We start from the raw sequence: 14,441 nt of genomic DNA, 5'->3' as shown, positions 1-14,441 counted from the left end.
GGTGGCATGCCTTCGCCCTCCATCGCCCGGTTCCGCTAGCGGCTTTGCCTTATTTGCGTGATTTCGAGCCGGCCTTTGCTGCCGGTGCCGCAGTGGGAGCCACTACGGCCTCTGCTTTGGGACGCCCAGTCTTGATGGAGGGCACGGCCTGCAAAGCACTGCGCAGTGCGCTGTCAGACAGGCCCGCCAGTACCTTGAGGCCTGCGCGCAGCAACTCGCTTTTCTTGACCGGCTGGGCCAAGGTGGCTGCGCGCTGCTTGAGCGTTTCGATTACTGCGTACTCATCCTTGGGGATGGTGAAGCTGTCGCGCACCAGTTTGGGTTTCTTGACTTTGACGTCCTTGGCCGGCTTGGGGGCTGCTGGCGCTGCAGTCTTGGGCGTAGCAGGCTTTTTGGCTGCAGCTGGCTTCTTTGCTGCGATCTTTTTTGCAGGCTTGGATGCCGTGGTTGCTGCGGGTTTGGCAGCTTTTGCTGCCGGTGCGGCCGGTGTCGGTGTGGATGCCGTCGGGGAGGCGGGGGTGCTGGGCGCGGCGGAAGCGTTGGTCATGGCAATAAAAATTAAACGGTATAAACAGTTTATATAGTTTATTGCTGATGTTCATGGCAGGTCAAGGGCCAGCTCCCACGGCGTTTTCTGCCAGGCTTGTGTTTCCTCGCGCAGCAGATGTGCTGACTGCGGGTAGGCGGTGGCCCAGCCGGACCGCGTACGGACGTGAAAGCGTTGTCCATCGCGATGCAATGCCAGTCCTGCTGTGTCTGGGTCGCGGCGCGCGTGGCACAGGGCTACGGCAAGCCGCAAGCTCAGTAGTTGAAGCACAAAAGTAGAGTCGTCCAGCTCAACGCCCAGCTTGCGGACCTTGCCCCGTTGCCCTTGCACCAGCACGCCGAGCCGGTGCAGTTCAGGCACGGCAAAGCCAGCGGCATCGGTGTTGTCAAGGATGTAGGCGCCGTGGCGGTGAGAGTCGCTGTGCGAAATGAGGCAGCCTATCTCGTGCAGTCGGGCCGCCCAGTCCAGTTTGCGCGATGCCCGCTCGCTGTCCAGGGGGGCTGCTTGGTCAAACAGCGTGCAGGCTGTGCGTGCCACCCGTTCCGCATGCTCCATGTCTACGCCAAAGCGCTGCATGAGCCCGTTTACGGTGGTGGTGCGAAGATCGGTTTGGGGCTGCTCGCGGTCCAGCAGGTCGTAGAGCGCGCCTTGGCGCAGGGCGCCTTGCGCCACCTGCATTTCGTTGATTTCCAGCAAATCAAAAATGGCGCGCAACACACTGATTCCGCCGCCAATGACCGCGCGTCGCTCTTCTTTGAGCCCTTCCAGGCGCAAGCGGTCTGCATTTTGTGCACGCAGAATGCGGTCATGGAGCCAGCTCAGGCCATCGCGCGTGATGAGGCCTTCTGGGCCGCCTGCGGCTGCAAGGACATCCCCCACTGCGCCTGCTGTGCCCGAAGAGCCATAGGCGACCTCCCATGCATCGGGGCGGAAGGTCGTCAGCGCCTCGTCCAGCACCGCTTTGGCCGCAATTTCTGCTGCCAGGAAGGCCTGGGCGGTGAATTCGCCGCGGGCAAAGTAGCGCTGTGACCACGCCACGCTGCCGACGCGAAACGACGCGACCGCGTGTGGGGTGAATTGCTGACCCAGGATGAACTCGGTGGAGCGCCCCCCGATATCAACGACCAGCCGCCTTTCATCTGATTGCGGCAGAAGCCGAGCCACGCCCTGGTAGATCAGGCGGGCTTCTTCGGGGCCGGACACCACGTCGATGGGGTAGCCCAGCACTTCGCTGCCGCGTGACAGAAATTCTTCGCGGTTGCGGGCTTCTCGCAGGGTTTGGGTGGCCACTGCCCGAACCTGGGCGCGTGGGAAACCTGCCAACCGTTCGCCAAACCGTGCCAGACAGGCCCAGCCGCGCTCCATGGCGTCCCGTGTCAGGTTTCGATCTTCGTCCAGCCCGTTGCCCTGGCGCACGGTCTCCTTGAGGTATTCCACCCGTTGTACGTGACCGAACTCGTAGCGCCCGATTTCCAGGCGAAAGCTGTTGGAGCCGAGGTCTACCGCGGCGAGGCGTGTGCCGTTCTGCATGTGATTCTGGTGAAAGCGTCGTGCGGCATCGTACCGCGAGCTTTCAGAGGTGCTGGGGCTGCAACCCCTCTGCCAGTCGGAGGAGGGGCTCGTAAAACCTCAGAAGTATGTTCCCTGTTTGTGACGAATGGGTGACTTCTTTTGGGGGCATGCGTTCACATGTATGGCAGTGAGCGCAGGAAGGGTATTTGTGTCACTGAATTGTCATCTTGCGCGCCTAGAGTTCAGCCTGTTCCTGTTAACCCTAGCCAAAAGGTACTGAATAATGAAACGCGCATTTCTCAAAACCGTTGCTGTAGCCTTGGCCTCGTTGGCCGTCGGCAGTGCCTTCGCAGCGGATATCACCGGTGCGGGCGCAACCTTTCCGTTCCCCATGTACGCCAAGTGGGCAGAAGCTTACAAGAAGGAAACGGGCACGGGGCTCAACTATCAGTCCATCGGATCTTCCGGCGGCATCCGCCAGATCCGTGCCAAGACCGTTGTTTTTGGTGCCACGGACGCTCCAGTGTCCGGCGCTGACTTGGACAAGGACGGTATGGTTCAGTTTCCCGCCATCATTGGTGGCACGGTGCCTGTGATCAACCTGGACGGTTTCAAGCCCGGCGAACTGCGTGTAACGGGCCCGGTGCTGGCAGAAATCTTCCTCGGCAAGATTTCCAAGTGGAATGATGCCAAGCTCTCCGCGCTGAACCCCGGCAAGACCCTGCCTGACCAGAACATCACCGTGGTCCACCGCGCAGATGGTTCCGGCACCACCTTCAACTGGACCGACTACCTGTCCGCTGTCAGTAAAGAATGGGCGGATTCAGTGGGCAAGGGCGCGGCCGTGAAGTGGCCCGCAGCCTCTTCGGTGGGTGGCAAGGGCAACGAAGGCGTGGCCGCCAACGTGACCCGCGTAAAGGGCGCTGTTGGTTATGTTGAATACGCCTACGTCAAGAAGAACAACATGACGTTCCTGCAACTGCAGAACGCCGATGGCAAGTATGTGAGCCCTGATGACGCCACGTTTGCCGCCGCTGCTGCCAGCGCCGACTGGTTCAGCGTGCCTGGCATGGGTATCTCGATGGTGAACGCCAAGGGTGCCAACAGCTGGCCGGTCAGCACCGCCTCTTTCATCCTCATGTACAAGGACCCTGCCGACAAGGCGCAATCGGCTGAAGTTCTGAAGTTCTTTGACTGGGCATTCAAGAACGGCAAGGGCATGGCCGCAGAACTGGACTATGTGCCCCTGCCCGACAGCCTGACCGCTGAGATCCGTTCCAAGGCGTGGTCGCAAATCAAGAAGTAAGCAGTCTGCTCCAAAATAGCGCCCATCGGTCGGCCTGGCTGGCCGATGGGCGCTGGTTTGTGGGGCCTCCAGAAGCCAGATGGGAGTCAACATGAGCGTGGGAACCACCATGAGTTCACAACCCGCGTCTGTCAAAGTGACGGGCGCCCCCACTAAGTCGATGGTGTCGATTGCCAAGCGGCAGCGACTTCAGGACATATTTTTCCATCGGCTGACCCAGAGTCTGTCCCTGTTGGTGCTGGCCGCGTTGCTCGGCATCATCGTCTCGCTTTTCATCTACGCCTGGCCCGCTTTTCACAAGTTTGGCGCCCAGTTCATCTGGCGCGTGGAGTGGGACATCGTCAACGAAGAATTCGGTGCAGCCATCGCCATCGTGGGCACCCTGGCCAGCGCAGGCATCGCGCTGCTGATCGCCGTGCCGCTTGCCTTCGGTATCGCGCTGTTCCTGACCGAAACCTGCCCCGTGTGGCTGCGGCGCCCGCTCGGCACCGCTGTGGAGCTGCTGGCGGCGGTGCCGTCCATCATCTACGGCATGTTCGGCCTGTTCGTTTTCGCGCCGCTGTTTGCAGACTACTTCCAGATGCCGGTGCAAAAGCTGCTGGGCTCCATGCCGCTGGTGGGCTTCCTGTTCGGTGGCAGCACCAACGGCTTTGGCATCCTGGCGGCGGGCATCGTGCTGGCCTTCATGGTGTTGCCTTTTGTGGCCGCCGTGATGCGCGATGTGTTCGAGATCGTGCCGCCCATCCTGCGTGAGTCGGCCTATGGGCTGGGCTGCACGACGTGGGAAGTGGTGCGCCGCGTGGTGCTGCCCTACACACAAAAGGGCGTGATCGGTGGCGTCATGCTGGGCCTGGGGCGCGCTTTGGGCGAGACCATGGCGGTGACGTTCGTGATCGGCAATGCCAACCGCATGCCCACCTCGCTGTTCTCGCCAGGCACGTCCATCGCCTCCACGCTGGCCAACGAATTCGGCGAGGCTGCCGACTTCCATTTGTCCACGCTGTTCGCCCTGGGCTTCCTGCTCTTCGTGATCACCTTCGTGGTGCTGTCGGCGGCCAAGATCATGCTGCTGCGCGCCGAGAAGGCCAAGGGCCTCTGAGCCCGCCATGAAACCCTCCAACGAGACAAGCTCCATGGAATTCAATCAACAACTCTACAAGAAGCGCCAGCGCTCCAACGCCATCGGTCTGACCCTGTCGCTGGGCGCCATGGTGCTGGGTCTGTTTGTGCTGCTCTGGATCCTGAGCGTGCTGCTGTCCAACGGCTTCGCCGCACTGGACTGGAACATGTTCACCCAGTCCACGCCGGCCCCCGGCTCCGAGGGCGGTGGCCTGGCCAACGCCATCGTGGGCAGCCTGATGATGGTGGGTTTCACCGTGCTGGTGTCCACACCCATCGGCGTGCTGGCGGGTGTGTACCTGGCCGAATACAGCGGCCAGAGCAAGACCGCAGAGCTGACCCGCTTCGTGACCGACATCATGCTGTCGGCGCCGTCCATCGTGCTGGGGCTGTTCGTCTATGCGATCGCCGTGGCCACGGTGGGCAACTTCTCCGGCTGGGCCGGCAGCTTGGCGCTGTCGCTGATCGCCGTGCCCGTGGTCGTGCGCACCACCGAGAACATGCTGCGCCTGGTGCCCGGCAGCCTGCGCGAAGCGGCCTTTGCCCTGGGCGCGCCGCGCTGGAAGGTGTCCACCATGGTCACCCTGCGCGCGGCCCGCAGCGGCGTGATGACCGGTCTGCTGCTGGCTGTGGCCCGCATCAGCGGCGAGACCGCGCCCTTGCTGTTCACGGCGCTCAACAACCAGTTCTTCAGCACCAACATGAATGCGCCCATGGCCAACCTGCCCGTGGTGATCTTCCAGTTTGCGCTGAGCCCCTATGAAAACTGGGTGCGTCTCGCCTGGGGCGGCGCACTGCTCATCACACTCTCGGTGCTGATTCTCAACGTCGTGGCGCGGGTCTTCCTGCGCGAAAAGAGCCGTGCCTGACCGGGCCGCCAACGTACGCAGACACAACCAGACAGTCTCCATTTTCAGGATTTGACAATGAACGCCACTGCTACCGCCACTGCCAGCAAGAACGCGCTGGAACTGCGCAACCTGAGTTTTTTCTACGGCAAGTTCCAAGGCCTGCGCAACGTGAGCCTCGACATCGCCGAGCACAAGGTCACGGCCTTCATCGGCCCTTCTGGCTGCGGCAAGTCCACGCTGCTGCGCACGCTCAACCGCATGTACAGCCTCTACCCCGGCCAGCGTGCCGAGGGCTCCATCAACTTCTATGGCCAGGACATCCTGGACGCCAAGCAGGACATCAACCTGCTGCGCGCCCGCATCGGCATGGTGTTCCAGAAGCCCACGCCATTCCCCATGTCCATCTACGACAACATCGCCTTCGGTGTGAAGCTCTACGAGTCGCTGAGCAAGAGCGAAATGGACGACCGCGTGGAATGGGCGTTGTCCAAGGCCGCGCTCTGGACCGAGGTGAAGGACAAGCTGCACCAGAGCGGCCTGTCGCTGTCCGGCGGCCAGCAGCAGCGCCTGTGCATTGCCCGCAGCGTGGCCGTGAAGCCTTCGGTGCTGCTGCTCGACGAGCCCACCTCGGCGCTGGACCCATTGTCTACCGCCAAGATCGAAGAGCTGATCGACGAGCTCAAGCACGACTACACCATTGCCATCGTGACCCACAACATGCAGCAGGCTGCACGCTGCAGCGACTACACCGCCTACATGTACCTCGGGGAGATGATCGAGTTCGGTGCCACCGAGCAGATCTTCTTCAAGCCCGAGCGCAAGGAAACCGAAGACTACATCACCGGCCGTTTCGGCTAAGGAGACAACGAGATGCCCGATAAACATCTTTCCTCGCAGTTCGACAGCGAACTCAACAGCGTCTCCGCCCGCGTCATGGAGATGGGCGGCCTCGTGGAGTCGCAGATCCGCCAGGCGGTCTACGCCCTGTCCCAGTTCAGCCTGGAGGCGGTGGAGACAGTCGCCTCGATGGAGACCCGCATCAATGCGATGGAGGTCGAGATCGACCAGGAGCTGTCTTCCATCATTGCCCGCCGCCAGCCTACCGCGCGCGACCTGCGCCTGCTGCTGGCCTTCTCCAAGGCCACGGCCAACCTGGAGCGCATGGGCGACGAGGCCAACAAGATGGCCCGCATGGTGCGCTCCATCATCGAGAGCGGCGCACCGCGCTCGCTGCCGTCTAGCGACCTGCGCACCGCGGCCGAGCTGGCATCGGGCCTGCTGCGCAAGACGCTGGACGCGTTTGCGCGCCTGGACGTGAAGGCCGCCGTCGCAATCCTCAAGGAAGACGACCTCATCGACAAGGAGTTCGACGGCTTCGTGCGCAAGCTAATCACCTACATGATGGAAGACCCCCGCACCATCTCGCCCAGCCTGGACCTCTTGTTCCTGGCCAAGGCGATCGAGCGCATCGGAGACCATTCCAAGAACGTGGCCGAGCTGATCATCTATCTGGTCAAGGGCAAGGATGTGCGCCACACTGCCCTCGACGAGATCGAGTCGGCCGTGCTGTAAGAAAGGGCTTTGGCACACCTATGAGAAAGCTCCCACGCGTCCTCATCGTGGAGGACGAACCCGCGATTGCCGAGCTGATTGCCGTCAATCTGCGCCACAACGGTTTCCAGCCTTTCTGGGCGGAAGACGGCGACTCCGCCCAGCGTGAGCTGGACGCCGTGCTGCCGGATGTCATCCTGCTCGACTGGATGCTGCCTGGCCAGAGCGGCCTGTCGCTGGCCCGCAAATGGCGTGCGGACAGCCGCACCAAACCCATCCCCATCCTCATGCTCACCGCCCGGGGCGACGAGCCGGACAAGGTGGCGGGCCTGGATGCGGGCGCTGACGACTACATCACCAAGCCGTTTTCCACGCAAGAGCTGCTGGCCCGTATCCGGGCCGTGTTGCGCCGCCGCGCACCCGAGCAGGTGAGCGACAGCGTGACCATTGGCGAGCTGGTGCTGGATGCCGCGACCTACCGTGTGTCGTTCCAGGCACAGCCCCTCAAGGTGGGCCCGACCGAATTCAAGCTGCTGCACTTTTTGATGAAGCATGCCGAGCGCGTGCACAGCCGCTCGCAGCTGCTCGACAAGGTGTGGGGTGACCATGTCTTCATCGAGGAGCGCACGGTGGACGTGCATGTCAAGCGCCTGCGCGAGGCGCTGGGGGCGGCCTCTGTGATGGTGGAAACCGTGCGCGGTGCGGGCTACCGGCTCACGGCGCAGCCGCAGGTGCAACTCCAGGCTTGAGGGCAGGGCTTACCAGCCCGGTGTTTGGGTATTGAATGGGGCGCACGCGTTGCGCCCCTGGCTTTTTGAGAAGGCTTTGCTGAGCGCATGCTGTGGCGAATAACGTATTTCCTGGTCTGGCAAATTGCAGGCGGAGGACTGGGCTGGTGGGAGGCAGGCCCCTGGGGTGCTGCCTTGGGGGCAGCGCTGGCGGGCTGGGCCTGGTTTGTCTGGGACCTGCTGCGCGGCGTGCGCGTGCTGCGCTGGTTGCGCACCGGCGATCTGGCCGATGTGCCCGCGATGCGTGGCATCTGGGGCGAGGCGGCAGACCGTGCCCGGCGCCTGCTGCGCAAGCAGGAGGCGCTGGTCCGTGACAGCCAGGACCGGCTGCAAGAGATTCTGGCGGCGCTGCAGGCATCTCCCAATGGCGTGGTGCTGCTCGATGCGCAGGGCCGCATAGAGTGGTGTAACCAGATGGCGGCGAGCCAGTTTGGTTTTGATGCCCAGCGCGATGTGATGCAGTCCATTGGCAACCTGCTGCGCAACCCCGAGTTCACGGCCTACTTTGCCGCCAAGGATTTCTCCAGCGACGTGGTGCTGGAAGGGCGCTTGAGCACGCCGTCACGGCCGGTGCGCATCTCGGTGCACCTGCACCCCTATGGCGATGGGCGCACCTTGCTGCTTTCGCGCGATGTCACGGCGCTGGAACAGGCCGATGCCATGCGCCGCGACTTTGTGGCCAATGTGTCGCACGAGATCCGCACACCGCTCACCGTGCTGACGGGGTTTGTCGAAACCCTGCAGACCCTGCCGCTGAGTGCCGACGAACGCGCCCGCTACCTGGGCATGATGGCGCAGCAGGCCCAGCGCATGCAAAGCGTGGTGCAGGACTTGCTCACGCTGTCGCGCCTGGAGGGCAGCCCGCTGCCCGGCATGGCCGAATGGACTCCCGTGCAGTCGCTGATGCAGCGCTGCGAGGAGGAGGGCCGCGCCTTGTCGGCACTGCTCACGCAGAACCAGCCGCGCACGCACGAGATCCGCTTCCCGTCGGCCGAGGTTTTGCGCAGCGAGGGGGACATCGCAGGGGTGCCTGCCGAGCTGCAAAGCGCCTTGTCCAACCTGGTCAACAATGCCGTGCGCTACACGCCTGCAGGTGGCTCCATTGCGGTCGTGTGGGAGCGCAAGGAAGATGGCGGTGCTGTTTTTTCAGTACAGGACACCGGCCCCGGCATTGCCCCCGAACACATTCCGCGCCTGACGGAGCGGTTCTACCGCGTGGACCGCAGCCGGTCGCGCGAGACAGGCGGCACGGGCCTGGGCCTGGCCATCGTCAAGCATGTGCTGCAGCGCCACGGCGCCACGCTGGACATCTCCAGCACCCTGGGCAAGGGCTCGGTGTTTTCGGTCACCTTCCCGGCGAACCGGCTGCGCGGTTTTGCCCTGCAGGGCTGATGGCCCGCCAGAGCATGGCCACAAACAGCGCGGCTGTGGCCGCCAGGGCGATGGCACTGGCGGCCCAGAACGGGGTGGGTGACGGGCTCTGGGCCCAGGGCCCGCTGCCCGCGTAGGCCAGCCAGTAGCCCCCACCCAGGCCAGCACCCCAGAGCAAGGTGCAGTACACGGCCAGGGGAGCCAGGGTGATGCGGTAGCAGCGCAGCACAAACACGCACAACGTCTGCAGTGCATCGGCTGCGTGGTAGGCGGCCACCCACACCAGCACGCTCCCGGTCATGGCCACCACGCTGGCGTTGGCAGAGTACACGCTGCCAATATGATCTTTTGCTATCAATAAAATAGCTGCAAAGACAATACCAGCAGGCGCGGAGAGCATAAAACCTATAAAAACAACCTTGCGGGCCTGCGCGGGGTTGCCTGCACCCAGCCAGTAGCTGACCCGTGCACTGGTGGCAATGGCCAGCGACAGCGGCACCATGTAGAGCACGGCCGCCAGATTGGCAGCAATCTGATGGGCTGCAGATGCCGTGGTGCCCTGGCGCGCGATGAACAGTGCCATCAGCGTGAACGAGGTCACCTCGACCATCACGGCCAGACCCGCCGGAATACCCAACCGCGCAAAGCCCGCGATGGTGGGCCAGTGGGGTGGCTCCATGCACCGCCACAGGCCCAGGGGTTCGTAGAGGTCCTGGGTGCGCAGCAGCCAGATGGCCACAGCCAGCATGCTGCAGTTGACGACCAGCGTGGCCCAGGCGCAGCCCACCACGCCCTGCGCGGGCAGGCCCACACCACCAAACGTGAACCACACCGACAGCGGCAGCTTGATGAACAGCGAGCCCACCTGCAGCCAGGTGACCAGCTGGGGCCGGCCCAGGGCCTGGTTCAGCGTGCTGTAGATGCGGAACAGCAGGGCCGGGGGCAGCGCCAGTGCCAGCACGGCCAGGTAGTTTTCCACGTCGTGCTGCAGGGCGGCGGGCACATCGGTCCAGCGCAGGATGGGCCCGGGGGAGAGCAGGATGGCCATGCCCGCCAGCGAGGCCGCACCGCACAGGTACAGGGCCTGGCGCAGCGAGCGGCCCACCCCCTCGGTTTCGCGCGCACCGCGCTGCTCCGCCCACACGGGCAGCAGCGCCTGCAACACACCAATCAGTGCCACATAGACGCTGATGAAAATGGCTGAGCCCACGGACAGCGCGGCGAGCGACGATTCGCTGTATCGGCCAGCCACGATGGTGTCCGTCACGCCAAACGCCATGACAGCCAGTTGACCCGCCAGCACCGTGAGCGCGTGCCGGGTGATGGTGGATCGCTCGGACATCAGCGCGCCGGACCCTTGCGGCGCATCAGCAGAAGGTGATCGTTCTTGTCGGTGGGGCGGGGCAGGGTGGCCTTGGGCTCCCACAGGGCGGCGTTGACCATGCGTTCGGACGCGGGCCACGAGGCAATGTCTGCCAGCAGCCACTGGCACTCGTCCTGCAAACCGGCCCGCTGCAGCGAGAGCTGGCCGTGGTATTGCAGCGCGGCCACCTGGGCGCGGCTCAGCCCCACCGTCTGGATGCACCCGGGCTCGGGTCCCATGGCTGCCAACACGCTGCGCACCTGCGGGGTGTAGCTGCGTGCATAGTCCAGCAGCGGCAGCCACAGCGTCATCAGCAGCACCCAGCCCAGGGCTGCGCCGCCAGCGGGCAGTACCAGGCTCTTCCAGATGGGGGCGCGGTTGCGGGAGGCGCGCCACCAGACCAGGCCACACCAGCCCACTGTGGCGGCCAGGGCCACCACCAGCGCCAGCGCCGAAAACTGCGGCACGAACCCCGGCGCCAGCTTGGCCACGTTGGCGGCGGGCTTGGCGGGAACGCCGGTCTGCATGGCAATCCAGATCACCCAGATCGCCAGCGCGGACACCGTGAAGAACAGCAGCGTGAACCAGTCGATCAGTGCCCCCACGCTGCGGCGCAGGGTCGGCAATGCAAATGCGGCCAGCGCGGCCATGGCGGGCAGACCCAGCAGCAAAGCTCGGTCGGCGGGCTGGGTGGTGAGGGTGGCGGCAACGGACACCACCGAGAACCACAGCGGCAGCAGCAGGTGCCGGTGGCCCCGGCGGCTCACGATCTGCTTACGCCAGCGCCACAAAGTCCACAGTGCCAAAGGCCAGGCGGGCCAGCCAAACCAGATGAGCAGCCGCACCAGGCTCTGCCATTCCTTGCCACCTGTGTTGCCGCCCACAATGCGCCAGCGCCACAGATCCAGCGTCCAGGCAGCCCATGCGGCCAGCAGCGTGACTGCCAGCAGACCCAGTGCCCAATGCCAGCGGCGGTCGGCGCTGCTGCCGGGGGCCAGCACCACCAGCACCATGCTGCCCACGCCCAGCATCGCAGCCAGGGCGGGGGCCCCTGCCAGCGTCAGCCCGAGCAGGCCCGCCACCAAGGCCACGGCTGGCGCAACAGTGCGGTGGGGCATTGCGGCCACGGCAAAGAAGAGCAGCGCCGTGCAGCTGAGCTGCACCAGATAACTGGTGGTCTCGTGCGACAACTGGGCCAGTCCCAGGCACGCAATCAAGGCCAGCAAGGCACCATCGGCGATAGCGCGGGCATAGTCGAGTGGAGGTGCTTCGCCACCAAACGCAAACGCCACCGGCTGTGCGCCGGGGCTGCGGGCCAGGTAGTACACGCCGTACCAGGTGGCAACGAGCGTGAGGGCCAGCAGCCCTGCAAACGGAATGCGCACAGCCATTTCGGCTGACAACCAGGAGGGCGCAATCTGCATGGCCCAGGCACCCAGCCAGTAGGGCAGCAAGCCTTCTGTCTCGGGCGGCATGCCACCCAGCAAGGGTCTCAGCCACGGAGTGCGGCCCTGGGCCAGCTCCAGCATGTAGCCAAAGGCCGTGACATCGGCATTCTTCCAGGGGTCACGCCCGACAAAGCCCGGCACCACATAGGCAATGCACAACAACAGCAGTGCCCAGCGCGGAAGCGGGCTCACGGCATTCTGGGTAACGATGGCGGGGGTGGGTGGGGTCACGCGTCAGTGGGCAGCAGGGCGAAGAGCCACCGAGAATAAAGGCAAAAACAAAGAAAAAGGCAGCACGGTTGCCCGGGCTGCCTTTTTTGCGAGAACGCAGGGGCGAATTACTTCGCTGCGGTCTTGCCGAAACGGTTGCGGAAGCGCTCCACGCGGCCACCCATGTTGTCCACGGACTTTTGCGTGCCGGTGTAGAAGGGGTGCGATTCAGAGGAGGTGTCCAGCTTGAACAGCGGGTATTCCTTGCCTTCGAAGGTTTCGGTTTCCTTGGTGTTCACGCACGAACGGGTCACGAACTTGAAGCCGTTGGACAGGTCCGAGAACAGAACTTCGCGGTAGTTGGGGTGAATGCCTTCTTTCATGATCTTCCTTTGAGTCAACTGCGGGAGCCGCACCGGCCAGTCCGATGTACTTTCCGCAAGAAAAAGCTCTCTATTATGGCACAGGCTGAGAATCAGCCCCCGCGCCTCATCATGTCAAAGAAGTCCACATTGGTCTTGGTGGCCTTCATGTTCTTGATCATCAGCTCCATGGACTCGATCTCGTCCATGTTGTACATGAACTGGCGCAGGATGCGGGTCTTCTGCAGGATCTCGGGCGCCAGGAGCAGCTCTTCGCGGCGCGTGCCGCTCTTGTTGAGCTCGATGGCGGGGAACACGCGCTTTTCGTACAGGCGGCGGTTCAGGTGGATTTCACAGTTGCCTGTGCCCTTGAATTCTTCAAAGATCACTTCGTCCATGCGGCTGCCGGTATCGACCAGCGCCGTGGCGATGATGGTGAGCGAGCCACCTTCCTCAACTTTGCGCGCAGCGCCAAAGAAGCGCTTGGGGCGCTGCAGTGCAGCGGCATCCACGCCGCCGGACAGCACCTTGCCGCTGGAGGGCACGACGTTGTTGTAGGCGCGGGCCAGGCGGGTGATGGAGTCCAGCAGGATCACCACGTCCTTTTTCAGTTCGACCAGGCGCTTGGCGCGTTCGATCACCATTTCGGCCACATGCACGTGGCGGGCGGCAGGCTCGTCGAAGGTGGAGGCGATGATGTCGCCCTTCACCGTGCGCTGCATTTCGGTCACTTCTTCAGGGCGCTCGTCCACCAGCAGCACCATCAGGTGCACATCAGGGTTGTTGGCCGTGATGGCGTGGGCGATGTGCTGCATCATCACCGTCTTGCCGCTCTTGGGCGGTGCGACGATCAGCGCGCGCTGGCCGCGGCCAATGGGGGCGATGATGTCGATGATGCGGCCGGTGATGTTCTCGTCACCTTTGAGGTCGCGTTCCAGGCGCATCTGTTCCTTGGGGAACAGTGGCGTCAGGTTTTCGAACATCACCTTGTGCTTGTTCTGCTCCGGTGGACCGCCGTTGACCGAGTCCAGTTTGGTGAGGGCAAAGTAGCGTTCGCCGTCCTTGGGCGTGCGCACTTCGCCTTCGATCATGTCGCCGGTGTGCAGGTTGAAGCGGCGCACCTGGCTGGGGCTGATGTAGATGTCGTCGGTGCTGGCGGTGAAGCTCGTGTCGGGGCTGCGCAGAAAGCCGAAGCCGTCAGGCAGGATTTCCAGCACGCCATCCGCAAACACCTGTTCGCCCGCCTTGGCGCGCTTCTTGATGATGGCAAACATCAATTCCTGTTTGCGCATCCGGCCCGTATTTTCGATTTCGAGTTCTTCGGCCTGCTTCAGGACTTCAGACACGTGCAGTGCCTTGAGTTCGTTTAAGTGCATGGAATGACTCCTTGGCGGAGCTGGTAAGAATCTTGGGGGAGGGGGCTGATGCCGGATGGGCTGCTGTTTGCAGGCCCGGCTCGCCGGGGATCTTGGTCCGGCTGCCAATGCGTGCAGACCGGTGATCGAGAGGAATTATGACAGGAAAAAAAGCAGGTGCTTCAGGGGCGCGCAAAGGAGGGGATCACTGCATCTGCCCCCTGGCGCACGGCACGCGCCGCAGCATCCTAAAAAAACGCCCCGCAGGCAGAACACCGGCGGGGCTTTCGGGGGACCAATCAGGCCAGTTGCTGGTCGATGAAGGCGGTCAGTTGCGCCTTGCTCATCGCGCCCACCTTGGTAGCGGCCAGCTGGCCGTCCTTGAACAGCATCAGGGTGGGGATACCGCGGATGCCGAACTTGGCGGGGATCTCGCGGTTTTCGTCCACATTCATCTTCGCGATTTGCAGTTTGCCCTGGTAGGTGCCTGCAACTTCGTCCAAGATGGGGGCAATCATCTTGCAGGGGCCGCACCACTCGGCCCAGTAGTCCACCAGCACGGCGGAGCCGGGTTGGAGCACGTCGGCTTCGAAGCTGGCGTCAGAGACATGTTTGATGAGTTCGCTGGCCATGGCGGAATTCCTTGATTTTGGGCGGG

At 63.5% G+C, this 14,441-nt stretch carries 14 protein-coding genes; 7 read left to right on the top strand and 7 right to left on the bottom strand.

Annotated features, from left to right (window positions below):
- Nucleotides 1-49: 49 nt before the first annotated feature.
- Both AvAM_RS17730 and AvAM_RS17725 read right to left on the bottom strand, forming a co-directional pair.
- Complete coding sequence (locus AvAM_RS17730) at nucleotides 50-547, bottom strand: hypothetical protein (protein ID WP_137748297.1); 498 nt, start codon at nucleotides 545-547, stop codon at nucleotides 50-52.
- 51 nt (nucleotides 548-598) lie between these two features.
- Nucleotides 599-2,077 carry a Ppx/GppA phosphatase family protein gene (locus tag AvAM_RS17725; RefSeq protein ID WP_137748296.1) on the bottom strand — a complete coding sequence of 493 codons (1,479 nt, stop codon included), beginning with the start codon at nucleotides 2,075-2,077 and terminating at the stop codon, nucleotides 599-601.
- 265 nt (nucleotides 2,078-2,342) lie between these two features.
- Here AvAM_RS17725 and pstS point away from each other — a divergent pair, with 265 nt between their 5' ends.
- From pstS to phoR, 7 genes are all read left to right on the top strand, one after another.
- Nucleotides 2,343-3,365 (top strand): phosphate ABC transporter substrate-binding protein PstS, encoded by a 1,023-nt coding sequence (gene pstS / locus AvAM_RS17720; protein ID WP_137748295.1) that lies wholly within the window; start codon nucleotides 2,343-2,345, stop codon nucleotides 3,363-3,365.
- A gap of 109 nt (nucleotides 3,366-3,474) precedes the next feature.
- Nucleotides 3,475-4,464, top strand: a complete 990-nt coding sequence (gene pstC / locus AvAM_RS17715) for a phosphate ABC transporter permease subunit PstC (protein WP_375708162.1) — start codon at nucleotides 3,475-3,477, stop codon at nucleotides 4,462-4,464.
- A gap of 34 nt (nucleotides 4,465-4,498) precedes the next feature.
- A complete protein-coding gene (gene pstA / locus AvAM_RS17710; protein WP_137748293.1) occupies nucleotides 4,499-5,353 on the top strand; it encodes a phosphate ABC transporter permease PstA in 855 nt (284 codons plus the stop codon).
- A 57-nt stretch (nucleotides 5,354-5,410) separates the two neighbouring features.
- Nucleotides 5,411-6,193 (top strand): phosphate ABC transporter ATP-binding protein PstB, encoded by a 783-nt coding sequence (gene pstB / locus AvAM_RS17705; protein ID WP_137748292.1) that lies wholly within the window; start codon nucleotides 5,411-5,413, stop codon nucleotides 6,191-6,193.
- Nucleotides 6,194-6,205: 12 nt separating this feature from the next.
- Nucleotides 6,206-6,907: a phosphate signaling complex protein PhoU gene (gene phoU / locus AvAM_RS17700; RefSeq protein ID WP_055398209.1), complete on the top strand. Its 702-nt coding sequence runs from the start codon at nucleotides 6,206-6,208 to the stop codon at nucleotides 6,905-6,907.
- Between the two features lie 20 nt (nucleotides 6,908-6,927).
- A complete protein-coding gene (gene phoB, locus AvAM_RS17695) occupies nucleotides 6,928-7,635 on the top strand; it encodes a phosphate regulon transcriptional regulator PhoB (protein ID WP_137748291.1) in 708 nt (235 codons plus the stop codon).
- A gap of 87 nt (nucleotides 7,636-7,722) precedes the next feature.
- A complete protein-coding gene (phoR, locus tag AvAM_RS17690) occupies nucleotides 7,723-9,066 on the top strand; it encodes a phosphate regulon sensor histidine kinase PhoR (RefSeq protein WP_137748290.1) in 1,344 nt (447 codons plus the stop codon).
- Here the strand turns inward: phoR and AvAM_RS17685 are convergent.
- The 5 genes from AvAM_RS17685 to trxA form a co-directional block, all read right to left on the bottom strand.
- Entirely contained in the window at nucleotides 9,020-10,387 is a 1,368-nt protein-coding gene (locus AvAM_RS17685) for an MATE family efflux transporter (RefSeq protein WP_137748289.1), read from the bottom strand. The two genes, phoR and AvAM_RS17685, sit on opposite strands and share 47 nt — an antisense overlap.
- Nucleotides 10,387-12,087 carry a glycosyltransferase family 39 protein gene (locus AvAM_RS17680; RefSeq protein WP_137748288.1) on the bottom strand — a complete coding sequence of 567 codons (1,701 nt, stop codon included), beginning with the start codon at nucleotides 12,085-12,087 and terminating at the stop codon, nucleotides 10,387-10,389. Before AvAM_RS17680 ends, AvAM_RS17685 begins: the two co-directional genes overlap by 1 nt.
- 107 nt (nucleotides 12,088-12,194) lie before the next feature.
- The gene (locus tag AvAM_RS17675) at nucleotides 12,195-12,449 is read right to left on the bottom strand and encodes a type B 50S ribosomal protein L31 (RefSeq protein WP_056163725.1); all 255 of its coding nucleotides are present in this window, start codon (nucleotides 12,447-12,449) and stop codon (nucleotides 12,195-12,197) included.
- Between the two features lie 92 nt (nucleotides 12,450-12,541).
- Nucleotides 12,542-13,804 carry a transcription termination factor Rho gene (rho, locus tag AvAM_RS17670; RefSeq protein WP_137748287.1) on the bottom strand — a complete coding sequence of 421 codons (1,263 nt, stop codon included), beginning with the start codon at nucleotides 13,802-13,804 and terminating at the stop codon, nucleotides 12,542-12,544.
- Nucleotides 13,805-14,082: 278 nt separating this feature from the next.
- Complete coding sequence (trxA, locus tag AvAM_RS17665) at nucleotides 14,083-14,415, bottom strand: thioredoxin TrxA (RefSeq protein WP_008906761.1); 333 nt, start codon at nucleotides 14,413-14,415, stop codon at nucleotides 14,083-14,085.
- Nucleotides 14,416-14,441 lie beyond the last annotated feature (26 nt).

The organism is Acidovorax sp. NB1 (genome assembly GCF_005405905.1).
Lineage (GTDB): Bacteria > Pseudomonadota > Gammaproteobacteria > Burkholderiales > Burkholderiaceae_C > Acidovorax.
Note: the sequence above shows the minus strand (reverse complement) of the source record. Positions and strands in the feature narration are given on the sequence as shown.